This window comes from Streptomyces sp. NPDC003943, assembly GCF_053605265.1.
Map to the genome: position 1 here is coordinate 69,472 of NZ_JBSGIW010000009.1, position 23,664 is coordinate 93,135.

23 protein-coding genes are annotated in these 23,664 nt (G+C 74.0%); 20 read left to right on the top strand and 3 right to left on the bottom strand.

The window, feature by feature from the left end:
• Positions 1 to 58: 58 nt before the first annotated feature.
• On the bottom strand, positions 59 to 523 hold the full coding sequence (locus tag ACWEV0_RS06155) for an archease (RefSeq protein ID WP_453146906.1): 465 nt from the start codon (positions 521 to 523) through the stop codon (positions 59 to 61).
• Positions 524 to 661: 138 nt separating this feature from the next.
• Between ACWEV0_RS06155 and ACWEV0_RS06160 the strand changes: the two genes are divergently transcribed.
• From ACWEV0_RS06160 to ACWEV0_RS06240, 17 genes are all read left to right on the top strand, one after another.
• Positions 662 to 1,321: a 4'-phosphopantetheinyl transferase family protein gene (locus ACWEV0_RS06160; RefSeq protein ID WP_453146907.1), complete on the top strand. Its 660-nt coding sequence runs from the start codon at positions 662 to 664 to the stop codon at positions 1,319 to 1,321.
• Positions 1,322 to 1,484: 163 nt separating this feature from the next.
• Positions 1,485 to 3,515 carry a beta-ketoacyl synthase N-terminal-like domain-containing protein gene (locus ACWEV0_RS06165; RefSeq protein ID WP_453146909.1) on the top strand — a complete coding sequence of 677 codons (2,031 nt, stop codon included), beginning with the start codon at positions 1,485 to 1,487 and terminating at the stop codon, positions 3,513 to 3,515.
• Entirely contained in the window at positions 3,512 to 4,306 is a 795-nt protein-coding gene (locus tag ACWEV0_RS06170) for a thioesterase II family protein (protein WP_453146911.1), read from the top strand. Before ACWEV0_RS06165 ends, ACWEV0_RS06170 begins: the two co-directional genes overlap by 4 nt.
• Positions 4,294 to 5,151 carry a 3-hydroxyacyl-CoA dehydrogenase family protein gene (locus ACWEV0_RS06175; protein WP_453146912.1) on the top strand — a complete coding sequence of 286 codons (858 nt, stop codon included), beginning with the start codon at positions 4,294 to 4,296 and terminating at the stop codon, positions 5,149 to 5,151. The genes ACWEV0_RS06170 and ACWEV0_RS06175 overlap by 13 nt, the downstream gene beginning before the upstream one ends.
• Positions 5,152 to 5,156: 5 nt before the next feature.
• Positions 5,157 to 5,441, top strand: coding sequence for a phosphopantetheine-binding protein (locus ACWEV0_RS06180; protein ID WP_453146913.1), 285 nt, complete (start codon positions 5,157 to 5,159; stop codon positions 5,439 to 5,441).
• On the top strand, positions 5,438 to 6,631 hold the full coding sequence (locus tag ACWEV0_RS06185) for an acyl-CoA dehydrogenase family protein (protein WP_453146915.1): 1,194 nt from the start codon (positions 5,438 to 5,440) through the stop codon (positions 6,629 to 6,631). The genes ACWEV0_RS06180 and ACWEV0_RS06185 overlap by 4 nt, the downstream gene beginning before the upstream one ends.
• On the top strand, positions 6,628 to 7,830 hold the full coding sequence (locus ACWEV0_RS06190) for a hypothetical protein (RefSeq protein WP_453146917.1): 1,203 nt from the start codon (positions 6,628 to 6,630) through the stop codon (positions 7,828 to 7,830). Before ACWEV0_RS06185 ends, ACWEV0_RS06190 begins: the two co-directional genes overlap by 4 nt.
• A complete protein-coding gene (locus ACWEV0_RS06195; protein WP_453146919.1) occupies positions 7,827 to 9,230 on the top strand; it encodes an acyltransferase domain-containing protein in 1,404 nt (467 codons plus the stop codon). The genes ACWEV0_RS06190 and ACWEV0_RS06195 overlap by 4 nt, the downstream gene beginning before the upstream one ends.
• The gene (locus ACWEV0_RS06200) at positions 9,227 to 10,639 is read left to right on the top strand and encodes a condensation domain-containing protein (protein WP_453146921.1); all 1,413 of its coding nucleotides are present in this window, start codon (positions 9,227 to 9,229) and stop codon (positions 10,637 to 10,639) included. Before ACWEV0_RS06195 ends, ACWEV0_RS06200 begins: the two co-directional genes overlap by 4 nt.
• A complete protein-coding gene (locus ACWEV0_RS06205) occupies positions 10,636 to 10,875 on the top strand; it encodes an acyl carrier protein (RefSeq protein WP_403788632.1) in 240 nt (79 codons plus the stop codon). The genes ACWEV0_RS06200 and ACWEV0_RS06205 overlap by 4 nt, the downstream gene beginning before the upstream one ends.
• Complete coding sequence (locus tag ACWEV0_RS06210; protein ID WP_453146923.1) at positions 10,872 to 12,386, top strand: AMP-binding protein; 1,515 nt, start codon at positions 10,872 to 10,874, stop codon at positions 12,384 to 12,386. The genes ACWEV0_RS06205 and ACWEV0_RS06210 overlap by 4 nt, the downstream gene beginning before the upstream one ends.
• Positions 12,387 to 12,432: 46 nt before the next feature.
• Entirely contained in the window at positions 12,433 to 13,461 is a 1,029-nt protein-coding gene (locus tag ACWEV0_RS06215; RefSeq protein WP_453146924.1) for a MupA/Atu3671 family FMN-dependent luciferase-like monooxygenase, read from the top strand.
• The gene (locus ACWEV0_RS06220; RefSeq protein ID WP_453146926.1) at positions 13,454 to 14,317 is read left to right on the top strand and encodes a class I SAM-dependent methyltransferase; all 864 of its coding nucleotides are present in this window, start codon (positions 13,454 to 13,456) and stop codon (positions 14,315 to 14,317) included. Before ACWEV0_RS06215 ends, ACWEV0_RS06220 begins: the two co-directional genes overlap by 8 nt.
• Positions 14,314 to 16,095, top strand: coding sequence for an amino acid adenylation domain-containing protein (locus ACWEV0_RS06225; protein ID WP_453146927.1), 1,782 nt, complete (start codon positions 14,314 to 14,316; stop codon positions 16,093 to 16,095). Before ACWEV0_RS06220 ends, ACWEV0_RS06225 begins: the two co-directional genes overlap by 4 nt.
• Entirely contained in the window at positions 16,092 to 17,402 is a 1,311-nt protein-coding gene (locus ACWEV0_RS06230; protein ID WP_453146929.1) for a condensation domain-containing protein, read from the top strand. Before ACWEV0_RS06225 ends, ACWEV0_RS06230 begins: the two co-directional genes overlap by 4 nt.
• The gene (locus ACWEV0_RS06235; protein WP_453146930.1) at positions 17,399 to 18,694 is read left to right on the top strand and encodes an MFS transporter; all 1,296 of its coding nucleotides are present in this window, start codon (positions 17,399 to 17,401) and stop codon (positions 18,692 to 18,694) included. The genes ACWEV0_RS06230 and ACWEV0_RS06235 overlap by 4 nt, the downstream gene beginning before the upstream one ends.
• Before the next feature lie 162 nt (positions 18,695 to 18,856).
• A complete protein-coding gene (locus tag ACWEV0_RS06240) occupies positions 18,857 to 19,060 on the top strand; it encodes an MbtH family protein (RefSeq protein WP_453146932.1) in 204 nt (67 codons plus the stop codon).
• A gap of 46 nt (positions 19,061 to 19,106) precedes the next feature.
• Here the strand turns inward: ACWEV0_RS06240 and ACWEV0_RS06245 are convergent, their stop codons facing one another.
• Complete coding sequence (locus ACWEV0_RS06245) at positions 19,107 to 20,129, bottom strand: helix-turn-helix domain-containing protein (protein WP_453146934.1); 1,023 nt, start codon at positions 20,127 to 20,129, stop codon at positions 19,107 to 19,109.
• A 229-nt stretch (positions 20,130 to 20,358) separates the two neighbouring features.
• Between ACWEV0_RS06245 and ACWEV0_RS06250 the strand changes: the two genes are divergently transcribed.
• Together ACWEV0_RS06250 and ACWEV0_RS06255 are read left to right on the top strand one after the other, a co-directional pair.
• The gene (locus ACWEV0_RS06250; protein ID WP_453146936.1) at positions 20,359 to 20,547 is read left to right on the top strand and encodes a hypothetical protein; all 189 of its coding nucleotides are present in this window, start codon (positions 20,359 to 20,361) and stop codon (positions 20,545 to 20,547) included.
• A gap of 35 nt (positions 20,548 to 20,582) precedes the next feature.
• Complete coding sequence (locus ACWEV0_RS06255) at positions 20,583 to 21,563, top strand: LysR family transcriptional regulator (protein ID WP_453146938.1); 981 nt, start codon at positions 20,583 to 20,585, stop codon at positions 21,561 to 21,563.
• 29 nt (positions 21,564 to 21,592) lie between these two features.
• Here ACWEV0_RS06255 and ACWEV0_RS06260 read toward each other — a convergent pair whose 3' ends face one another.
• Positions 21,593 to 22,753, bottom strand: coding sequence for an aspartate-semialdehyde dehydrogenase (locus ACWEV0_RS06260; RefSeq protein ID WP_453146940.1), 1,161 nt, complete (start codon positions 22,751 to 22,753; stop codon positions 21,593 to 21,595).
• Between the two features lie 228 nt (positions 22,754 to 22,981).
• On the opposite strand from ACWEV0_RS06260, the gene ACWEV0_RS06265 reads away from it, so the two are divergent.
• Complete coding sequence (locus ACWEV0_RS06265; RefSeq protein ID WP_453146941.1) at positions 22,982 to 23,593, top strand: NADPH-dependent FMN reductase; 612 nt, start codon at positions 22,982 to 22,984, stop codon at positions 23,591 to 23,593.
• The last annotated feature ends 71 nt before the right edge of the window (positions 23,594 to 23,664 follow it).

Below are 23,664 nucleotides of genomic sequence, written 5' to 3' on the forward strand. Positions count from 1 at the left end.
CCGGCCGTCCCCGGTCCGGCGGGCGGGCGCCCCGATACGGGCGGACGGGCGCGAGCGGTCACACGTCCACGATCGCCGTGCAGGACCAGCCGTACGGATCCGGCCCGATGTGCAGACCCTGCCAGGAGATGCCCTTCGGTACGGCCCCGATGATCTCGACCTGGTCCAGCTCCGCGACCGCCGAGCGCACGTCAAGGCCGCCGTCGTCCTCCTCGGCGGTCTCGACCTCCACGTCCACCGGGATCCGGCCGGTCACCTCCAGCCGGAAGACGAACTCGTCGAGCAGTCCGACCAGCAGGTCCTCGTCGCTGCCCGGCGCGAGCCGCACCCGCTCCACGGCGGTGGGCCGCACGCCCGACACCTCGGCGAAGCACTCGATCATGCCGAGCACGGCCTCCGCGAGGCACGCCTCGCGGGTGGGGCCCCAGGCCCGCACCTGGGCGTCGGCGGTGTGCGGCACCGAACGGTGACCGCTGCCGCCGTGCCGTCGGGCCCGCAGTTCGTCGTCGAGGTCGCCGACCATGCTCCCAGTCTCCCACCGGCGGCCGGAGCCGGCACCGGGCCGGACCCCGGCCCCTGGCGCGTGCCCCCCGGTGACCCCGGAGCGGGGACGCCGGGCAACCGGCCGTACCTTGACCCCCATGATCCAGGTGAGTTTTCTGTGAGGGCGCTGCTGCCGCCGGGAGTGGTGGTCGTCGAGTCGCACGGGGACGTCCCCGGCGCGCGGCCTTTCCCGGGCGAGGAAGAGGCACTGGCGCGGGCGGTCGAGCAGCGGCGGCGGGAGTACGTGACCGTGCGGCACTGCGCCCGGCAGGCGCTCGCCGAGCTCGGGCTGCCGCCGGTGGCGATACTCAGCGGTGAGCACCGGGAGCCGCTGTGGCCTGCCGGGGTGCTCGGCAGCATCACGCACTGCGACGGCTACCGGGCCGCCGCGCTCGCGCGCGAGGGTGCGGTCGCCTCGGTGGGCATCGACGCGGAGCCCCACGCGCCGCTGCCGGAGGGCGTGTTCGGCGCGATAGCCCGGCCCGAGGAGCTCGGCGAGCGGGCGCGGTGGGCGGCCGAGCGGCCCGAAGTCTGCTGGGACCGGGTGCTGTTCAGCGCGAAGGAATCGGTCTACAAGGCGTGGTTCCCGCTCGCCCGGCGCTGGTTGGGATTCGAGGACGCCACCGTAAGGTTCGCGCCGGAGGACGGGACGTTCGCCGTCGAGCTGCACCGGACGGGGCCGGAGGTCGGCGGGGTGCCGCTCACGGCGATGAGGGGCCGGTGGGCCGTACGGAACGGGCTGATCCTCACCTCCGTGGTGGTCCCGGCGGCGGGCTGATCCGGCTCCGCGACGGCACACCCAACGGCGATTTCCAGCCAGTCGATCACAGCGTCCCGCCCGCACCCCAGGGCTCGCCAGGTCAACCCTTGTGGCCCGACTGCGGGTTGCATAGGATCCACGCGTTGATCACGGAACGGAAACGGGGGGTGCCGTGATTGCGGTGGACAGGCGTATCGCCGTCATAGGTCTGACCTGCAGGTTTCCCGACGCGGACGGCCCAGAGGCGTTCTGGCGGAATCTGCTCGAAGGCAAGGATTCGATCACTCGGGTCAGCGCTCCCGACGGCGTCGCCGCGCGCGGACTGCTCGACGATCCGGAGTGGTTCGACGCGGGATACTTCGGCATTTCGCCACGCGAGGCCCGGATCGTCAATCCGCAGGCCCGGCTGTTCCTGGAGTGCGCACTCGCCGCGCTCGAGGACGCCGGGCAGGATCCGCAGCGGTTGACCGGACCGGTCGGCGTGTACGGCGGCGGCGGCGAGAACGCGTACGCGCAGCTGCTCAGGGCGAACCGCGCCGAGCTGCCGTCGGTCTCCGACTGGGAGATACGGGTCGCCAACGGGCCCGACTTCCTGTGCAACCGGGTCGCCCACCGGCTCGGTCTGACCGGCCCGACGGTGGCCGTGCAGGCCGCCTGCGCCACGTCCCTGGTCGCCGTGCACCTCGCGGTCCAGGGGCTGTTGAACGGCGACTGCGACCTGGCCCTGGCCGGCGGCGTCACCGTGCGGCTGCCGTCCGGGGTGGGCGGGCCCGACGAGGTGGGGATCCAGGCGCCGGACGGCGTGCTGCGCGCCTTCGACGCCGCCGCGAGCGGCCTGGTCGGCGGCGACGGGGTCGGCGTCGTGGTCCTGAAGCGGCTCGCGGACGCGCTGGCCGACGGCGACCGCGTCGACGCGGTGATCCTCGGCTCGGCGGTCAACAACGACGGCGCCGACCGCATGGGCTTCACCGCCCCGGGGATCGCCGGACAGGCCGCGGTCGTCGAACGGGCCCAGCGGGTGGCGGGCGTGACGCCGGAGTCCTGCACCTATGTGGAGACCCACGGCACCGGCACCCGGCTCGGCGACCCCGTCGAGATCGCCGCGCTCACCAAGGCGTTCCGCCGGGAGCGGCCCGATGACACGGAGCGCCGCGGCTACTGCGGGATCGGCTCGGTGAAGACCAACATCGGGCACACGGACGCGGCCGCGGGCGTGGCCGGTCTGATCAAGACCGTCCTGGCGCTCAGGCACGGGGTCATCCCGCCCAGCCTGCACTTCAGCGAGCCCAATCCGGAGATCGACTTCGCCACGAGCCCGTTCCGGGTGGTCGCCCGAGCGGAGGAGTGGCGGCCGGAGGGCATGCCCCGCCGTGCCGGTGTGAGCTCCTTCAGCGTGGGCGGCACGAACGCCCACGTCGTCCTCGAACAGCCCCCGGCGGAAGCCGAGTCGGGTGGGACGCCGTGCACGGGCGGCCCGTACGTGCTGCCGCTGTCGGCGAAGACCCCGACGGCCCTGGAGGCCGTCACCGAACGGCTGGCGGAGCGGCTGCGCGCCGAGCCGGGCACGCCGCTCGCCGATGTGGCGTGGACGCTGCAGACCGGCCGGCGGGAGCTCCCGTACCGGCGGATCGCGATCGTGAGCGACACCGCGGACGCCGTGCGCGTGCTGGCCGGCGAGGAGCCTGAGCGGCTCGTCACCGCGCCCGGGGCGGTCTGGCCGACGGCCGGGCAGCCCGAGGAGCCGGCGGACGATCCGGCCGCCGTGGGCCGGCTCTGGCTGACCGGTGCCGCCGTGGACTGGGCGGCGCTGCACCGCGGCCGACGGCCGCGCAAGGTCGCCCTGCCCACGTACCCCTTCGAGCGCCGGCTGTTCACCGTGGGGCGGAACGAGCAGCCCGCCCCGCCCCCGGCACCCGTGCCGGCCGCCACCGCGCCGGTGGAAGCCCCGTCGGTCGACGCCCCGGCGGACGGGATGGCCACGTACGAGCTGATCGCGGGGCTCTTCGCCGAGATCCTCGACCTGCCCGAGGTCGAGCCCGACGAGAGCTTCTTCGACCTCGGTGGCGACTCGCTCATCGCGACCCGCCTCGTGGCGCGGGTCCGCGAGACGTACCCGGTGGAGCTCGCGCCCAAGGAGCTGATCACGGCGCCCACGGCCGAGGAGTTCGCCGCGCTGATCGAGTCGCGGCTCGACCGGGACCGCACGCCGTGACGCGGTGGACCGTCCGCCGGCACCGCCGGCCGGACGCCGGCACCGTCCTCTACTGCTTCCCGCACGCCGGCGGCCTGCCGGGCGAGTACGTCCGCTGGTCCGACGAGCTGCCCGGGACCGAGGTCCGGGGCGTGCACCTGCCCGGCCGGACCACGCGCCGGACGGAGCCGCCGTACACCCGGATGGACGCCCTGGTGGACGCCCTGGTGTCGGCCGTCGACTTCGAGGATCCCGACGGCGCCGGAGACGGCGGCCGGCCGTTCGTGTTCTTCGGCCACAGCCTGGGCGCCCTGGTCGCCTTCGAGGTCGCGCGTGAACTGCGGTCCCGGGGGCGGGCGTTGCCGCGACGGCTGATCGTCTCCTCCTGCCCCGCTCCCCCGCTGCCGCCGGTCGCGCGGCCGGTGCACGGACTGTCGGACGACGAGCTGCTCGACGCGATCGAGCGGGGCACGGGCGAGCCCATGGCCCATCTTCGGGAGGACGCCGGCCTGCGGGAGCACGCGCTCGCGAGCTTCCGGGCCGACTACGCCCTCCTGGAGGCGTACGCCCCGGGGCCGGCCGAGCCGCTGGACCTCCCGGTCACCGTCCTCGCCGGCAGCGAGGAACCGTGGTCGCCCTGGTACGAGGGCTGGACGGCACGCACGAGCGCCGCGACCGGGCTGCGGGTCGCGGCCGGGGGGCACTTCTACTTCCGCGGAGGAGAGGGGCGGGACGATCTCCTGCGCGCCCTCCGCGAGTCCCTGCAGATTTCGACACCGACGACGAGGGGAGACCGCGGATGGACCGCATAGGCGTGGTGGGCGCCGGAACCATGGGGCGCGGGGTGGCCGAGCTGTTCGCGGAGCACGGGCACGAAGTGGTGCTCGTGGACGTGACGGAGGCCGCCCTGGTGTCCGCGCGCGAGGAGATCGCGCGGAACGTACGGTTCGCCCCGCTGGTCCGTCCGGGGACTCCCGTACGGGATCCGCAGGAGGTGACCGGACGGATCGACTTCACCCTGGACCTCAAGCGGCTCGGGGAGGTGGACTTCCTGGTCGAGAACGTCACCGAGGACTGGGACGTCAAGCGCCCCCTCTACGCGGAGCTCGACGCCGTCTGCCGTCCCGGGGTGCCCTTCGGCGTCAACACCTCCGCGATTCCGATCACCCGGGTCGCCGGGCTGACCGGCCGGCCGGAGCACGTGATCGGGATGCACTTCATGAACCCGGCGCACCTCAAGCCCACCGTCGAGCTGATCCGCGGCCACCACACCTCGGAGGAGACGATCGCCCGTACCCGGGCGCTGCTCGACGGGGTCGGCAAGGGGCACGTGCTCGTGCAGGACTCCTCCGGCTTCGTGACGAACCGCGTCGCGATGCTCACCGTGAACGAGGCGGCCTTCCTCCTCCACGAGGGGGTCTCCACGGCGGCGGACGTCGACCGTCTGTTCAAGGAGTGCTTCGGGCACGCGATGGGTCCGCTGGAGACCGCGGACCTCATCGGTCTCGACACCGTCCTGCTGTCCCTGAAGGTGCTGTACGACAACTTCGGCGACCCCAAGTACCGGCCCTGCCCGCTGCTCACCCGACTGGTGGACGCGGGTCTCCTCGGGCGCAAGACCGGACAGGGCTTCCATTCCTACGAGTCGGGAGAGTGACCCCCATGGCTGACGTGACGACGACCGGCGTGACCGCCGAGGACGACAAGGTCCTGATCCGCGAGTTCCTGGCCGGGCACGTGCACGGCGTGGAGGTGGAGGACGACGAGGACCTGTTCGCCACCGGTCTGGTGAACTCGCTCTTCGCCGTGCAGCTGGTGATGTGGGTCGAGCGGACCTACGGTCTGGCGGTCGCGGGCGAGGACCTCGCCGTCGCCAACTTCCGCTCGGTCTCGGCCATCGCGGAGTTCGTGGAACGCAAGAAGGCCCTTGCCGGAGGCGGCGCGTGATCGTCGAACCGACGCCGGAGCAGCTGCGGCTGCGCCGGGAGATCATCGCGTTCGCCCGGGCGGAGCTCGGCCGTGACGCGGCCGAGGCGGACCGCGGTGCGCGCTTCCCGCGCGAGGACTGGCAGCGCTGCGCGGACTTCGGCGTGCTCGGCTGGCCGGTGCCCGAGGAGTACGGCGGCCGCGGCTTCGACCCGCTGACCACCATGATCGCCCTGGACGCGCTGGGCTACGCCTGCCCCGACAACGGCCTGGTGTTCGCGGTGAACAACCACCTCTGGGGCTGTGTGATCTATCTGCTGCTGCACGGCACCGAGGAGCAGAAGCGGCGCTTCCTGCCCGGTCTGTGCGACGGCTCGCTGGTCGGCGCGCACGCGCTGTCGGAGCCGGAAGCGGGCTCCGACATCCTCTCCATGACCACCACGGCGGAGCGCGACGGCGACGGCTACCGGCTGAACGGCACCAAGTGCTTCATCAGCAACGGCCCGGTGGCGGACGTCTACGTCACGATCGCCCGCACGGGTACGGGTCCGGGCCGGCAGGACCAGCTGTCGGCGTTCCTGGTCGCCGCCGACACGCCCGGTGTGGTGAAGAAGCGCGAGCTGCCCAAGATGGGGCTGCGGACCACCCCGATGGGCGTCGTCGAGTTCGACGGCGCCGTGGTGCCCGCGGCGAACCTGATCGGCCGCGAGGGCGCCGGCTACCCGGTCTTCACCTCGACCATCGAGTGGGAGCGGTCCTTCATGTTCGCCCCGCACGTGGGCGCCATGGAGCGGCTCCTGGAGACCTCCGTACGGCAGGCCAACACGCGTCGCCAGTTCGGCCGGACGCTCGGCTCCTTCCAGGCGGTGTCGCACCCCATCGCGGACATGAAGATCCGCCTCGACCTGGCCCGGATGCTGCTCTACCGGGTCGGCTGGCTGAAGCGGGAGGGCCGGCTCGCCCTCCAGGAGGCCACCATGGCCAAGATCTTCATCAGCGAGGGCCTGGTCGAGACCGCGAAGGCCGCCGTCGAGCTGCACGGCGCCCGGGGCTACCTGGAGGAGTACGGCATCGAGCGCGAGCTGCGCGACGCGCTCGGCGGGCCGATCTACGCCGGGTCCAACTCGGTGCAGCGCGGCATCCTCGCCGAACTCCTCGGCGTTCACGGGGCTTTGTCGGGCGGAGCGGTGTCGGGGGGCGAGCCCCGGTGACCGGGAGGACCATCACGACCCGGCTGCCCCTGGAGCCGGCGCTGCCCGCCGAGCTCGCCCAGGAGCTGGCCCAGCGCGTCTACTTCGTCTCGGACACGATCACCGGCTTCTCGCTGGTCCGCTCGGACGCGGGCGACGAGATCACCGCGGTGGACGTGGAGCACGACGGGCCGGCCGACGCGGCCGAACTCACCCGCAAGCTCAACCTGGTGACCGCGAACGACCTGCTCGGGCAGCGGTTCCTGGAGCCCAAGGTGGTCTGGCGGGCCGCCGACACCGGGCCGGTGAAGGACGTGTTCGACGAGCTGGTGGCGCGCGGCGCGGCCGTGGAGGCGGGCGAGGGGCAGATCGCGGTCGGCGAGCCCGTCCTGTCGCTCATGGACCACCTCGACTCGTTGCTGCGCGACCTGGTCGTGGCGGAGTTCTGCGCCCGGGAGTTCCGCTACCCGACGCTGATCACCGCCGACGCGCTGCGCCGCACCGGCTACTTCGAGTCCTTCCCGCAGATGGTGATGTCCGTCTCGCGGCTGCACGGCGACGTCGACAGCTACCGCGGCTTCCTCGACGACCTCGCGGGCGGCGGCGATCTGCAGGCGGCGCTCACCGCGCACAGCGGCGGCTTCGACCACTGTCTGCCGCCCACCATGTGCTTCCACACCTACCACCAGTTCGCGGACGGCCCGCTGCCGGAGAGCTCGCTGGTGGTGACGGCGCGGGGCAAGTCGTTCCGCAACGAGTCCCGGTACCGGCGCTCCCTGGAGCGCCTGTGGGACTTCACGATCCGCGAGATCGTCTTCCTCGGGACGCCGGAGTTCGTGCTCGACGCGCGCCGGCGGCTGATGGAGCGGGCGTACGAGCTGGTGGACGCGCTCGGTCTGGGCGGCCGGTGCGAGGTGGCGGGCGATCCGTTCTTCCTCAACGACACGACCGCGGCGCGCGCCTGGTCGCAGCGGCTGCTGGAGCTGAAGTACGAGCTCCGGCTGCCGCTGGACGACGGACGCGACGTCTCGGTGGGCTCGTTCAACTACCACGAGCAGTTCTTCGGGCGGTCCTTCGGGATCGGCGGCGAGGCGGGCGAGCCGGTCTTCACCGGCTGCGCCGGCTTCGGGCTGGAACGTTTCGCCTATGCGTTCCTGTGCCGGCACGGGCTGGACCCGGAGCACTGGCCGGACGCGGTACGGGCGGCGGTGGCGCCGTGACCGTACGCGAACCCTCACCCGTACCCGCATCCGGACCCGTAGCCGCACCGGAGCCGGCACCCGCGGCGCCGCGCCTGCTGACGCTGTCCGCGCCGTCCATGGACCTGCTGGAGCGGGCCACGGACGAGCTCTCCGACCGCCTCGACGCGATGGGCGCCGCGGGCTTCGCGCGGCTGCCGGCCGTGCCCGCTCCCCCGGCGGAGCCGGGCGCGGTGCGGCGCGCCGTGCTCGCCGACTCGGCCGGGAACGCGGCGCGTTGGCTGCGCAAGCGCGACGTGCGGCGGGTCTTCACCGGCGGCCCCGGCGACCGGGCCTCCCGGGTGTTCCTGTTCTCCGGGGTCGGCGACCAGTATCCGGGGCTCGGTGCCGGTCTGTACCGGTGTCTGCCCGCGTTCCGGGAGGAGCTCGACCGCTGCTTCCGGGTGCTCGCGGACGAGCACGGCCTGGACCTGCACGCCGTCCTCTTCCCGGCCGGGCACCGCGAGGAGCCGGCCGAGGTCTTCGACCGGCACACGGCGCCGCAGGAGATCCACCGCACGGTCGTCGCCCAGCCGCTGCTGTTCGCGCTCCAGTACTCCCTGGCGCGCGCCCTGACGGCGCTCGGCGCCGGCCCGGCCGCGCTCGCGGGCTACAGCGTCGGCGAGTACACGGCCGCGTGCATCGCCGGGGTGTTCCCGGTCGAGCACGCCCTGCGGCTGGTCACCGGCCGGGCCCGGCTCGTGGACGAGCTGCCGCCCGGCGCGATGCTCGCGGTGGCGGCCGGACCGGAGGCGCTCGACGGCCCGCTGGCCGGACTGCTCCCCGGGCCGCTGTCGCTCGCCGCGCTCAACGGACCGCAGCAGACGGTGCTCTCCGGCCCGGTCGAGGCCGTCGAGGAGGGCGCCCGGCGGCTGACCGGGGCGGGGCTGCCCTGCCAGCGGCTCGCCACCGCGCACGCCTACCACTCGACCATGACCGAGGCGCTGGCCGGACCGCTGGAGGAGCTGCTCGGCACCGTGCCGCTCGCCCCGCCCGCGATCCCGCTGCTCTCCAACGTGACCGGGAGCTGGCTGCGCGACGAGGAGGCGACGAGCCCGGCCTTCTGGGCCCGTCAGCTGTCCCGGACGCTGCGCTTCTCGGACGAGCTGGCCGAGATCTGGCGCCTGCCCGACCCGATGCTCGTCGAGCTCGGCCCCGGTCAGGCGCTCACCCGGCTCGCGCTCGGGCACCCGGACCGCCCGGCGAACGCCCTGGCCTCGGTCGTCCAGACCCTGCCGGGCCGCCTGGAGAGCCGCACCGAGTGGGAGCTGCTGCTCACCGCGGCCGGACGGCTGTGGGCGGCGGGCGCGGCGGTCGACTGGGCCGCACTGGCCGAGGAGCCGGCGGCAGCGACACCGGCGGCCACGGAAGGACGCGGATGAACGACATCGCCCTGATCCGTCCGGTGCCGCGCGACGGTACCGTGCCGCTGCCGCTGTCGAGCGCGCAGGAACGGCTCTGGTTCATGCAGCAGCTGCAGCCCGGCATGCTCGCCTACCAGTTCCAGGCCAAGATCGAGTTCACCGGGACGCTCGACCCCGAGGTCCTGGCCGCCGCGCTCACCGAGGTGGTGCGGCGCCACGAGGTCTACCGCACGACCTTCGCCGACGGTCCCGACGGCCCGCTGCAGGTGGTGCACCCGCCGTACCGGGTCGAGCTGCCGGTGGAGGACCTGCGCGGGGCGGGGGCGGCCGCGGAGGCCGAGGTCATCCGTGCGGCGGTGGTGGCGGAGATCCGGGTGGACCGGCTGCCGCTGGTGCACTGGCGGCTGCTGCGGACCTCCGACGACCGGCATGTGCTGCTGCACCTGGAGCACCATCTCGTCCACGACGGCTGGGGGTTCAACCTCTTCGTCGACGAACTGTGCATGCTGTACCGGGCGTTCGCGGCGGGTGAGCCGTCGCCGCTGCCCGAACCGGACGTCCAGTTCGCCGACTTCGCGGTCTGGCAGCGTGCCTGGCTGGACGGTCCGGAAGCCGCCGCGCAGCTCGCGTACTGGCGCGAGCAGCTCGACGGCGTGCCGTACTTCCTCGACCTGGCCACCGACCGGCCCCGCACCCCGAAGCGCCGGTTCACCGGTGACGCACCGCGCTTCACGGTGCCGGCCGAGCTGGCCGACGCGGTGCGCGCGCTCGCCGCGCGCGAGCGGGTGCCGCTGTTCTCGGTGATGCTCGCCGCGTTCCAGGTGCTGCTCGCCGGCTGGTCGGGACAGGACGACTTCTGTGTCGCCACGGGGATGGCGGCCCGCACCCGTCCCGAGGTCGACGGCATGTTCGGCATGCTGGTCAACACGGTGGCGCTGCGGGCCGATCTGCGCGCCGACCCGTCGTTCCGTGAGCTGCTCGGCCGGGTGCGGAAGACCACCTTCGGCGCGCTGCAGCACCAGGACCTGCCCTTCGACCGGGTGGTGGCGGCGCTGCGCCCGCCCCGGGTCCGGGGCCGCCAGCCGATGTGCGAGGTGCTGTTCGCGTTCCACGACTCGCCGTCGCGCGCCGTGCGGATCCCCGGCCTGGAGGTCGAGGTCACGCCCGGCGTCAGCAACGGCAGCGCCAAGTTCGACCTCAACGTCATCGCGATCCCGCGCGCCGAGCAGACGATCGGGCAGCGGGACCGGGCGACGACGCACGCGGTCGAGTTCATCTGGGAGTACGACCGGGACCTCTTCGACGCCGAGACCGTCGCCCGGGCCGCCGCGCGGTACGAGAGGCTGCTCGCCGCGGTGACCGCGGCTCCCGAGACCAGGATTTCAGCGCTGATCGGCGACGGTCGGCGACAGGAGGACGAGAAGTGAGCGACGCGGACGAGCTGATCGGCCCGGTGCGGGCGGCCTGGGCCGAGACCCTTGGCTACGACGAGGCCGAGATACCCCTGGACGTCGGCTTCTTCGACGCCGGTGGCAACTCGCTGCTGCTGTTGCTGCTGTGGGAGCAGCTGAACGAGCTGACGCCGGGCGAGCTGCGCGCCACCGACCTGTTCCAGCATCCGACCGTGCGGGGGCAGGCGGCGTTCCTGCGGAGCGGCGCATGACCCGGAGTCTGTACGAGGTGTTCGCGGCCTCGGCGGCGCGGCACCCGGACGCCCCCGCCGTCGAGTTCCCGGACGGCGCCGCGGGTGGCCCCGTGACCTACCGCGAGCTGCTGCGGGCCGCCGAGGCGGTCGCGGAGCGGATCGCGGAGCTGCACGGCCCGGTCGAGCGGGTGGGCCTGCTCGCAGCCCGCAGCCTCGTCGCGTACGCGGGTTATCTCGCGGCGCTGCGGCTCGGCGCCGCGGTCGTGCCGCTGGGCCCCGACTACCCGGCGGCGCGGAACCAGGCGATCTGCGCGGCGGCCGGCGTCGACGTGGTGGTGGCCGAGGCGGCCGCCGCCCGGCGCGCCGGGGACGGGTGGGCCGGCGGCCGTCCCGTACTGCCGCTCGCTGACGACGAGGTCCGGGCGGCGACTCCGGGCGGGCGGCTCGCGCCGCACGTGGCGGATCGGGACGGACTCGCCTATCTGCTCTTCACCTCGGGCACGACCGGCCGGCCCAAGGGCATCCCGATCCGGCACCGGCAGGTGCTGCCGTTCCTGGCGCACAACATCGCGCGCTTCGGGGTCGGCCCGGGCTGCCGCATGTCGCACACCTTCGAGCTCACCTTCGACCTGTCGGTGTACGACCTGTTCGTCACCTGGGGCGGCGGGGCGACGCTCGTGGTGCCGTCCCGGGCCGAGCTGTTCGCGCCGGTCGACTACCTGAACGGCCGGGAGCTGACCCACTGGTTCTCGGTGCCCTCGGCCGTCTCGGTGAGCGCGGGCCTCGGACAGCTCACCGCCGGCGCACCGGCCGCGGGCCGGGCGCCGGCCCTGCGTCACAGCGTCTTCTGCGGCGAGCAGCTCACCCTGGAGCAGGCGCGGGCGTGGCACGCCGTGGCGCCGGGAGCACCCGTCGACAACCTGTACGGCCCGACCGAACTCACCATCGCCTGCGCCGAGTTCCGGCTTCCCGAGGATCCCTCGCGGTGGCCGGTGACCTCCAACGGCACCGTCCCCGTCGGGCGGGTCTACGAGGGTCTGGAGCACCGGGTGGACCCGGAGACGGGCGAGCTGTGGGTGCGCGGCCCCCAGCGGTTCGACGGCTATCTGGACCCGGATGACGACGAGGGCCGGTTCACGGACGACGGCTACTTCCGCACCGGGGACCGGGTCCGGGTCGAGGACGGGCAGCTGGTCCACCGGGGCCGGCTCGACGACCAGGTGAAGATCCGCGGCTACCGGGTGGAGCCGAGCGAGGTGGAGGCCGCGCTGCGCCGCCTCGACGCGGTGGCGGAGGCCGTGGTGCTGGGCGTCGCCCAGGACGGCGTCACCGACCTGGTGGCCTGCTACACCGGGCGCGAAACCGGCCGGATGGAGCTGATCCGCGCGCTGCGCGGGACGCTGCCGATCCATCTGGTGCCCCGCCGCTTCGAGCACCTCGACTCCCTGCCCCGGAACGCCAACGGCAAGGTGGACCGGGGCGCGCTCCGCCGAATCGTCAGTGAGGTCAACGATGGCGCACTCGCCTGAACCCCCGGCCGGGTCCCCGGCCGGCCCCGCCGCACCGCGACGCGGCATGGACTTCAGCCTCTTCTACTTCGCCAGCGACAGCGAGGAGTTCGCCGGACCCCGGTACCGGCTCCTGCTGGACGGAGCCCGGTTCGCCGACACCCACGGACTCGCCGCCGTGTGGACGCCGGAGCGGCACTTCCACCCCTTCGGCGGCCTGTACCCGAACCCGGCCGTCACCGGGGCGGCGGTCGCCGCCGTCACCGAGCGCGTGGCGATCCGGGCGGGCAGCGTCGTGGCGCCCCTGCACCACCCGCTGCGCATCGCCGAGGAGTGGTCCGTCGTGGACAACCTCTCCGGCGGACGCGTCGGCGTCTCCTTCGCGTCCGGCTGGCACGCGGCCGACTTCGCGCTGCGCCCGGAGGCGTACGCCGACCGCCGGCGGCTGATGGCGGACCAGGTGCGGCAGGTGCGGGAGCTGTGGCGGGGCGAGTCGCTCGCCTTCCCGGACGGGACCGGCGCCGAGGTGAAGGTGTCCGTCCATCCCCGGCCGGTGCAGCCGGAGCTGCCGACCTGGATCACCAGCGCGGGCGGCGTGGAGACCTTCCGGGCCGCCGGGGCCATGGGGGCGGGCATCCTGACCCATCTCCTCGGCCAGGACCTGGACGACCTCGCGTACAAGATCGGCGAGTACCGCGCGGCCGGCGGCCGGCACGTGGTCCTCATGGTGCACACCTATCTGGACGACGACGCGGACCGGGTCAGGGAGCTGGTGCGGGAGCCGCTCCTTCGCTATCTGCGCGGCTCGCTCGGGCTGCTGCTCGGCTCGGGCCTGGACGGCAGGCGCCGGATCGACCCGGCGAAGCTGCACCCGGACGACCTGGACTTCCTCGTGCGGCGCTCCTTCGACCGCTATGTCGACGACTGCGGGCTGCTCGGCTCGCCGGAGACGGCGGCGCGCGCGGTGGAGCGGCTGCGCGGGATCGGCGTGGACGAGATCGCCTGCCTGATCGACTTCGGGCTGCCCGCCGGGACCGTCATGAAGGGTCTGGAACGGATCGCCGACCTCAACGCCCGGGAGAACGCCGATGGCTGACCACGTCGAGAAGAACGCCCTGACGACGGACAGCCCCGCCTTCGCGAAGGCGGTCGCCCGGCTGCGGGTGCCCGGCATGGGCACGGAGGCGGTCGCCCCCTTCCTGGCCGGGCTGATCCGGATGACCAGGCCCCGCCGGGTCCTGGAGGTCGGGATGGGCTACACCACCCCGTTCCTGGCGGCCGCCCTGGCCGAGGCGCGGCAGCAGGCCGACGAGGAGTCGCGGCTGCTCGCGGCGAAGACCCGGCCGTATCTGAGCTCCGGGGCCCCGCTGGACGACGACTGGCTGCGCGCCGAGCCGGCGCTCGCGGCCCCGGGCTCGTATCTGGAGCCGTACCGGCCGGAGTTCGTGGCCCTCGACGACCTCTCGATCCCCGAGTCCTCGGCCGGGCAGGTCGGGGAGGTCCTCGCCGAGCTGGGGCTCGCCGGTCAGGTCACCGTCGTGGACGCGCCGCTGCGCGAGTCCGGCGGCGCGCTGCCGGACGGCTTCGAGCCGATCGACTTCGCCTGGGTCGACGCGTGGGACTGCCTGTACTTCCTGGACCACTTCCTCGACCGGATCAACCCGGCCGGCGGCGTGGTGGTCCTGCACTATCTGATGTCCTATCCGGAGGGCGAGGCGATCCTGCGCTATCTGGCCGGACTGCAGCGGGCGCGGCCGGGCGAGCTGGAGGTCCTCAACCTCCTGGAGTCGCACAAGCTCCGGCAGAACAGCGTGACGATGATCCGCCGGACCGCCGTCCCCTCGCCCCGCCTCGCCGGTCCGGGCGGCCGCATCCGGTACGACGGCGAGCTGCGCGAACGCGCCACGGCGCACGCCGAGTCCTTCGACAGCGAACGGGAGAACGACAAGTGAGCATCCTGCGCGGGGCCGTGACCCCCTACCCCGCCGACGCGTCCATACCCGCGGTCTTCGCCGCGCAGGTGCGGGTGCGGCCGGACGCGCCCGCCGTCGTGGACGGCGAGCACACCCTCACGTACGCGGAGCTCGACGCCCGGTCCGACCGCCTCGCCCGGCTGCTGCGCGGCCGGGGCGTGACCGACGGCTCCCGGGTGGGCGTGCTCCTGGAGCGCGGCCACCAGCAGGTGACGGCGCTGCTCGCGATCCTCAAGGCCGGCGGCGCCTATGTGCCGGTCAACCCGGCCTACCCGCGGGAGCGCCAGGAGCACATGCTGGCCGCCGCCGAGGCGGCCGTGACCGTCACCGCCGAGGAGCTGCGCCAGGCCGAGCGGGCCGAGGACACGACCGGCCTGCCGTGGCCGGCCACCGGCTCCCGCGTCCCCGCGTACATCCTGTTCACCTCGGGGTCCACCGGCCTGCCGAAGGGCGTCGTCGTCGAGCACCGCTCGGTGCTGCGGCTCGTCCGCGACACCGACTACGTGGACCTCGGCGCCGACGAGCGCATCGCCCAGGTGGCCGACTCCTCCTTCGACGCCTTCACCTTCGAGGTCTGGGGCGCGCTCCTGAACGGCGGCACGGTCGTCGTGATCCCCACCCGGACGGTGCTGGCCCCGGGGGCGCTGGCCTCGGCGCTCGCGGAGCACCGGATCACCACCATGTTCCTGACCTCCGCGCTCTTCACCACGGTGATGGCCGACCGGCCGGACAGCTTCGCCGGGCTGCGCAACCTGCTGGTCGGCGGCGACGTGCTGAACGTCGCGGCCGTGCGCCGGCTGCTCGACCTGGATCCCTCCGCCCGCCCGGCCCGGCTGGTGAACGGCTACGGCCCCACGGAGACCACCACCTTCGCCGTCTGCGGCGAGGTGACCGCGCTCCCGGCGGACGCCCGCTCGGTGCCGATCGGCCGGCCCATCGCGAACACCGACTGCTATGTGCTCGGTGAGGACCTGGAGCCGGTCGCGGCCGGGGAGACGGGCGAGCTGTTCATCGGCGGTCCCGGCGTGGCCCGGGGCTACGCGGGGCAGCCGGAGCTGACCGGCGAGCGCTTCCTGCCGGATCCGTACGCGACGGAGCCCGGCGCCCGGATGTACCGCACCGGGGACCTGGTGAAGCTCCTGCCGGACGGGCGGCTCGACTTCCTCGGGCGGGCCGACGACCAGGTGAAGATCCGCGGTTACCGGGTCGAGCCGGGCGAGGTGGAGGCGGCCCTGAGCCTGCACCCGGAGGTCCGCGAGGTGGCGGTGGTCGCCGACGACTCGGCGGGCGAGCGGCGGCTCGTGGCCCATCTGTCCCCGGCCGTGCCCGGGGAGACACCGACCGGTCTGCGGGAGTTCCTGGCCGGGCGGCTGCCGGAGTGGCTGGTCCCGTCCGCCTTCGTGGTGGTGCCGGCGCTGCCGCTCACGACCAGCGGCAAGCTGGACCGGGCGGCGCTGCCGCCGGTGCCCGCGGACGGCGAGGACGCGGCCGCGGTGTCGCCGCGTACCGATCTGGAGCGGGAGCTGGCGGCGATCGCCGCCGAACTGCTCGGCCTGGCCTCGGTCGGCGTCACCGACGACTTCTTCGCGCTCGGCGGCCACTCGCTGCTCGCGATGCGGCTGCTCTCCCGGGTCAACGCGGCCTTCGGGGTGCGGGTGGACCTGGGCGAGTACCTCTACGACCCGACGATCGAGCGGCTCGCGGCGGAGGTGTCCGCCGGGCTGTCCGCCGGGGTGCCGGGTGAGGTGTCCCCGTGACCGGTGACCACCCGGTCTCCTTCGCGCAGAAGCGGCTGTGGATCCTCGACCGGCTCTATCCGGACACCCCGGCCTACACCGTCCCGGTCGTCTACCGGATCGACGGCGATCCGGACGTCGCGGCCCTCGAAGGGGCGCTGACCGAGCTGGTCCGGCGGCACGAGGTGCTGCGGACCGGCTACCGGATGGCCAAGGGCGCGCTGCGCCAGGTCGTCCGGCCCGCCGGGCCGGTGCCGGTCCCCCGCGTCGACCTGACCGCGCACCCGGACCCGGCGGCGGAGGCGGAGCGGCTGGCCGCCGCCGAGGCGCGGCGGCCGTTCGACCTGGGCGGCGGGACGGTGCTGCGGCCGCTGCTCCTCACGACGGCGCCCGACCGGCACCTGCTCTGCCTGACGCTCCATCACATCGTGTGCGACGGCTGGTCGCTCGCCGTCCTGGAGCACGAGCTCTCGTCCGGGTACGAGGCGCTCGCGGCCGGCCGTACGCCCGAACTTCCCCCGCTCGCCGAGCAGTACGCCGACTTCGCCCGGTGGCAGGCGGACCGGGTCGCGGGCACCGCCCTGGACCGGGCGCGCGACCACTGGACCAAGCACCTCGCCGGCGTACCGGCGCTGGCGAGCATCCCGTCCGACCGGCCCCGCCCGGCGGTGTGGAGCTTCGCCGGCGCCCATGTGCCGTTCACCGTCGGTCCCGAGGTCGTCGGACGGGTCGACCTGCTGGCCCGGGCCTGCGGCACCACTCCGTACGCCGTGCTGCTGGCCGCGTTCGCCGCGCTGGTTCGGGAGGAGGGCGGCGGCCCGGAGGTCGTGGTCGGCGCGCCCGTGGCCCTGCGGGAGAGCGAGAGCCACTTCGCGATGGTCGGCATGTTCGGCAACACGGTCGTGCAGCGGCTCGACGTGCCGGACGGGACGAGCTTCCGCGAGCTGGTGCTGCGGGCTCGCGACGAGAGCCGGGCCGCCCTGGTCCATCAGGCGCTGCCGTTCGAGCTCCTGGTGGAGGAGCTGAACCCGGCGCGGGACCCGGGCGCCAATCCGCTGTTCCAGCTGATGTTCAGCTACCAGCCGGCGGCCGCGCCCGGCCTGCGGCTCGAAGGCTGCCGGGTGGTCCGGGAGTTCGGCGACACCCGGACCGCGAAGGTCGACCTGTCGCTGTCGCTCACCCGCGACGGCGCGGGCTGCACCGGGCGCCTGGAGTACAGCGAAGACCTCTTCGAGGAGACCACCGCGCGGCGGCTCGCCGCGCGGTACGTGACCCTGCTCGCCGGAGCCGCCGCCGAGCCCCTACGACCCATCGGACCGATGACGTGACCGAGACCGAGACCGAGACCGAATCCGCCGCCGGCGCCGGACGCCCGTCCCTGCTGCGCCACCGCGACTTCATGCTGCTGTGGAGCGGCCAGACGATCAGCGAAGCCGGCTCGATGATCACCCCGTTCGCGCTGCCGTTCCTCGCCGTCACCGCGCTGGACGCGTCCAACTTCCAGGTCGGCCTGCTCACGGCGCTGGGCTCGCTGGCCTTCCTGCTGGTCGCGCTGCCGGCGGGCGTGGTGGTGGACCGGGTCGCCCGGCACCGGCTGATGATGTGGTGCGACGTGCTGCGCGCGGCGGTCGTCGCGACGGTGCCGGCGGCCTGGTACCTGGGCTCGCTGACGCTGACCCAGCTGTGCGTGGTGGCGCTCGTCACGGGCTCGTTGACGGTGTTCTTCGACGTGGCGTACCAGAGCTACGTGCCGGTCCTCGTCGACAAGGACGCGCTGATCGACGCCAACGGCAAGCTGGGCACGACGGGGGCGGCCGCCGCCACGCTCGGTCCGACGGTGGCCGGCGTGCTGGTGGCGGCGATCGGCGGGGCCCGGGCGCTGATCGCCGACGCGGCGTCGTTCCTCGTCAGCGCGGCGTCGCTGTTCCTGATCCGGACGCCGGAGCCGAAGCCGGCCCGCCCGGACGGGCCTCGGCCGCCCTTCCGCAAGCAGATGGGCGAGGGCCTCGGCTTCGTGGTCCGGCATCCGGTGCTGCGCCGGATCGTGGCCTGCACCGGCACGGTGAACCTGTTCTCGCACATGGCCTCGGCGATGGAGATGCCGTTCCTCGTCCGCGAGCTGGGGCTCTCCGCCGGCCAGGCCGGTCTGCTGCTCGCCCTCGGCCCCGTCGGCGGCGTCCTGGGCGGACTGCTCGCGAGCCGGCTCGCCCGGACGGTCGGGTCCGCCCGGATCATCTGGCTGGCGCCGCTGCTCCTCGGCCTGCCCTCGTACCTCGCCCCGCTCGCCTATCCGGGCTGGCGGGTGGTGCTCTACGGAATCGGCTGGTTCGCCTTCACCTTCGGCGCGATCGTCTACAACACCGCGCAGGTCACCTACCGGCAGCAGATCTGCCCGCCGGAGCTGCTCGGCCGGATGAACGCGGCGGTGCGCTGGATCGTCTGGGGCACCATCCCGCTGGGCGCGGTCCTGGGCGGCGCGCTCGCGACCTGGCTCGGCCTTCGCCCCACCCTGTGGATCGGCCTCGTCGGGGCGAGCCTCGGCGGGCTCTGGGTCCTCTTCTCGCCGCTGCGCGGGCTGCGCGACGTGCCGTCGGATCCGGCCGCGGCCACCGCGGGCTGAGCCGCCGTGCCGGACACCTGCATCGGTGGAGCCGATGCGGGTGTTCAGCAGGTTCCATCGCGGGGCTCTTGCCGGGGACGGCGGGCGGCGCGGAGGCTGAGATCGTTGCACCGACGAGTCAGCCGACGAGTCGGCCGATGGTCAGTCGTGGAGGAGAACGGCGTGCAGGACGCGGGTGTGGACGAGCGGTTCGTGGTCGTGGTGAACGACGAGGAGCAGTACTCGCTGTGGGCCGAGCAGCGCGAGCTGCCGGCCGGATGGCGGGCGGCCGGCTTCGCCGGCACCAAGGCCGAGTGCCTCGCGCACGTCGAGGAGGTCTGGACGGACCAGCGGCCGCTGAGCGTCCGTCAGACCGCCGCCGCCTGACGCCGCCTCACCCCGGCGGGCCGCCCGCCGGCCGCCCGCCGCCACGTCACAGATCGCTCGGGAGCCAGCCGCGCTGGACCGCCCTTACGCCCGCCTCGAAGCGACTGCGGGCGCCGAGGCGCTCCATGAGGACGGTCGCGATGCGTCGGGCGGTCCGGTGTGAGAGGCCCATGCGCTTGGCGATGCCCTCGTCCGTGTGGCCTTCCGCGAGGAGCCGCAGCGCGGCCGCCTCCTGGCGGTCCAGTTCGTCGCCGTCGTCGGCGCGGCGGGCGGTGTCGCCGAGCGGCCGGGCGGTCTCCCAGACCGTCTCGAAGAGGCTGCACAGGGCGGTCAGCGGTCCCTGGCCGGTCAGGACGACCGCGCCCGCGCTGGAGTCCTCGCTGTCCACCGGGATCACGGCGGCCTCGCGGTCGACCAGGGTCATCCGGATCGGCAGCGTGGCGACCGTGCGGACCTGGCCGCCGAGTCCGGTGAGTTCGCGGGCGTGGGCGACGGTCGCCGGGTCGTTGCGGACGCTGTCCAGATAGACCGTTCGCATGACCACACCGCGGCCGAGGAGGCGTTCGTTGAGCGGCCGGGCGGCCTGCCGGTTGGCCTCGGTCTGCGCGCCGCCCGGCGCGAAGACCATCACCTCGCCGCGCACGCTGTCGGTGAGCGCCGCCAGCCGGGCCCGTATCTGCGCCACGTCGGGCAGGTGCTCCACGGTCACGGGGGTGGTACGGGCGCTCAGCTCGGCGTACTCGGACGCCAGCCGGGAGGCGGTGACCCGGGCGGCGGCGACCCGTCTGCGGTGCTCCTCCAGCTCCGTCTGGGCCCGGGCGACCAGATGGTCGAGGCCCAGCGCCGGGCTCACCGGCTCGGGCCGGCCGGTCGGATGGCCGTCGTCGCCGTCGGCCGTGGCGGCGTACTGGACCAGGGAGAGGCCGGCCAGCCGCTCCCAGGCCCGGCGCACGGCCTCCTCCGTGGTGCCGAGCCGCCGGGCGATGTCCGCGGCCCCGTCCCGGGGCTCCGCGAGCATGGCCCGGTAGACGGCTTCGGTGGCTGTGTCGAGTCCCAGCGCTTCCAGCATGAGGCCCCCGTTCCTCGTGGTTCACCGCGTCGTCACCGGCCCGCAGGCCGGGGACGAGCGGTCCGTGCTCCTTGCTCTGTGGCCGTTTTCGGCCAAGGCCCAAAGGGTCCAGCTGATCTTCCTTCCCCCTCGGCGCCCCGTCCGGTGATGCTAATGCGCGGTGGACACCCCACCAAGGCACCGATGCATCCCGCCAACCACGCGAACCAGAACCGGAAGGATGTTCTCCATGCTCCGCGCCCGTGTCGTCAAGGCCGCAGCCGTCACCGCCCTGGCCGCCGCGACCGTCCTCGGACCCGCCCTGACCGCCTCGGCCACGACCCCGCTCACCGGGTCGTCCGCCGCCGGCACCGCGCAGCCGCCCGCCGTCGCTCCGGACACCGTCACGGGTGTCCAGGAGGACATGGGCTGGCAGTGACGCAGGAATCCGGCAGAGCCCGAGGGGGAGGCCCGTTGGATCTCAGACAGCTCACCACGTTTCACCGTGTCGCCACGCTGCTCAGCTTCACCAAGGCGGCGGCCGACCTGAACTACGCACAGTCGAGCGTGACCGCTCAGGTCAAGAGCCTGGAAGTGGCCCTCGGCGTGGAACTCTTCGAACGCCTGCGGGGCAGGATCCGGCTCACCCCGGCGGGCGAGCGGCTGCTGCCGTACGCGGAACGCATCCTGTCCCTCGTCGACGAGGCCCGGGACAAGACGACCGGCTGGGCGGAGCCCACGGGGCTGCTCACCATCGGTACGAGCGAGAGCCTCACCTCGTACCGGATGCCGCCGGTCCTGGAGTTCTTCCACCACCGCTATCCGCGGCTGCGCATCTCGCTGCGGACCGGCTCCGCCGACCGCACCTGCGAGGCGCTGCGGCAGGGCGCCCTGGACATGGGCTTCTTCATGGACGCGCGCACCGAGCACGCGGGCCTGCGCACCGAACGCCTGTGGTCCGAGCCGCTCGTCGCGGTCGCGGCGCCCGGCCACCGGCTCGCCGGGCTGTCCGGCCTCGGCTCCGGGGACGTGGCCGCGGTGCCGCTCCTGGTACCCGAGGCCGGTGACTGCTACCGGGAGCTCCTGGAGGCCGAACTGGCCGGCGCGGCCGCCGGGCCCGGGCCGGCGCTGCTGGAGTTCGGCACCGTCGAGTCCGTGAAGCGCGGGGTCGCCGCCGGACTCGGGGTGAGCGTGCTGCCGGAGGTCGCGGTGGCCGACGCGGTGGCGGCGGGCGCCCTGGTGGTGCTCGACTGGCGGCCGCCGTTCGAGGTGCACACCCAGATCGCCTGGCGGCGCGGCCAGCAGGTCACCCGCGAGATGCGCACGTTCATCGACCAGACCGTGCGGTTCGCCGCACAGGACGCGCCGGACGTACCGCACGTACCGGCCGCCCAGGTCGAGCCGGGCGGCTTCCCGGTACGGGAGGAACGCCCCGAGCTCCAGCTCGTGGGCTGACCCGCAGCGGGAGGAGGTCCTGGACGGGCTCAGAGCGTGCCGCGCGCCGTGAGCTCGCCCAGGACCTGGACCGCGTTCAGCGCCGCCGCGCCCCTGAGGTTGTCGGCCACCAGCCACAGCCAGAAGCCCGTCGGGTCGGTCGGCGAGACCCGGATCCGGCCCACGTGCACCGAGTCGGGATCGCCGAGCGTGGCGGGGGTCGGCGCGGCTGCCGCGGCGCCGTCGTGGACGGTCACGCCGGGCGCGGAGCGCAGCAGCGCGACCAGTTCCGTACGGTCCACGGCGGCGGCGCAGTCCACCCACACGGCCGCGCACTGGCCGTTCACCACGGGCACCCGGACGCAGGTGGCGGTCAGGTCGAGCTCCGGCAGGCCGAGGACCCGCCGCGTCTCGTCGCGCAGCCCGCGCTCCTGTTCGGTGAAACCACCGTCCATGTCGCCGTCGCCGTCGCCCGTCAGCACGTCGAAGGCGAGCGGTGGCGAGAACGCCTCCGCGGGCAGCACGGTCTGCGGGTCCTGGAGGCGGGCCCGGGTGCCCTCCTGGAGCTCCTCGATGCCCGAGTGCCCGGCCTCGGAGGCGGGTTGGTAGGTGCTCACCACGAGCCTGCGCACGGCCCAGCGGCGGGCGATCGGCGCGAGGACCCGGACCAGGGCCACGGTGGCCGCTCCCGGGCCGGCGACGAGCCCGCGGGCCGGACGGCGGTCGAGCAGGGCGGCGTTGACCCCCGGGACGACCAGGGGCACGTCCTCGGCGAGCCGGAAGGCGCTGCTGCCGTCGACGACCAGGGCTCCCGCGGCGGCCGCGAGCGGCGCCCAGCGGCGGCTGATCTCGGCGCCCGCGAAGAAGAACGCCACGTCGGCGCGCGCGAAGTCGAAGCCGGCGAGGTCGTGCACCGGATGGTCGCGCCCGTCGACGCGGATCTCGCGGCCCGCCGAGCGCGCGGAGGCGATCAGATGGAGTGCGCGGTAGCGCAGCCCCTGGTCCTCCACGAGTTCCAGGAGGGTGCCGCCGACCGCACCGGTCGCGCCCACGACGGCGATCCGCGGGGCGGTGGGCTCGTCGACCGCCGTCATCGCGTCGCCGATCTGCTGGATCCGGTTCGTCCGGGCCGGAGGTGCATCGTCCGATGATCGGTCCGGGCGCCCGGAGCGATCAAGGAGCGGCGGCACCGTCCTTTCGATGTCGCTCATCGGCGGGGCCGATACCGCCGGGCCACCCCGGCGCGCCCCTTCGCACCCCTCTTCCAGACGCATCGAATTCCTCGATATCTGCCATCGGAATCGCCGTCGGCGAACATTTGACCAGCAAGTTTCCGTGGTCAACGCTGAGTTCCGGTCACCGGGGCGACGCACACGACGCGGACGACGAGGGACCGCACAGGCAGGGATTTCGACCGCACACGGCTTCGGGGGCTCCTCATGCGGCAGACAGTGAGAGTGGTGGGCATCGGCGGTTCCCGCCGGCCCGGTTCGCGGGCGGAACGGGCGCTGCGCCTGGTGCTCGACGAGGCCGAGCGGCTGGGCGCGGAGACCCGGCTCGTGCCGGGCGCGGAGCTGGTCCTTCCGCTCCTCGATCCGCGCGCGGACGTGCGACCGGCCGCCGCGGAGCGGCTGCTCGCCGAGGTGGCGGCGGCCGACGGGATCGTGCTCGCCAGCCCGGTCTACCACGGCGCGGTGTCGGGCCTTCTGAAGAACGCCCTGGACCACCTGGAGGGGCTGCGCGACGACGAGCGGCCCTATCTGAGCGGGCGGGCGGTCGGCTCCCTCGCGGTCGGCGAGGGCTGGCAGGGCGCGATGACGACGCTGTCGGCGCTGCGCGACACCGTGCACGCGCTGCGCGGCTGGAACACCCCGCTGGGCGTCGCCGTCAACACCACGGTCACCGACATCACCCCCGACGGCGGCTGTACCGATCCGCACGTCCAGGCCCAGCTGGCCACCATGGCCCGGCAGGTGGTCGAGTTCGCGACGGCCCAGCGGGCGCTGGGACGGGACCTGCGGCCGGCCGAGCCGGTGCTCCAGGCGGGCTGACGGGCCGGCCCGGAAGCCGCGGTACGAGACGGCCGCGCGCCCCTTCCCGTACCCGAACCACCCCTCGACGT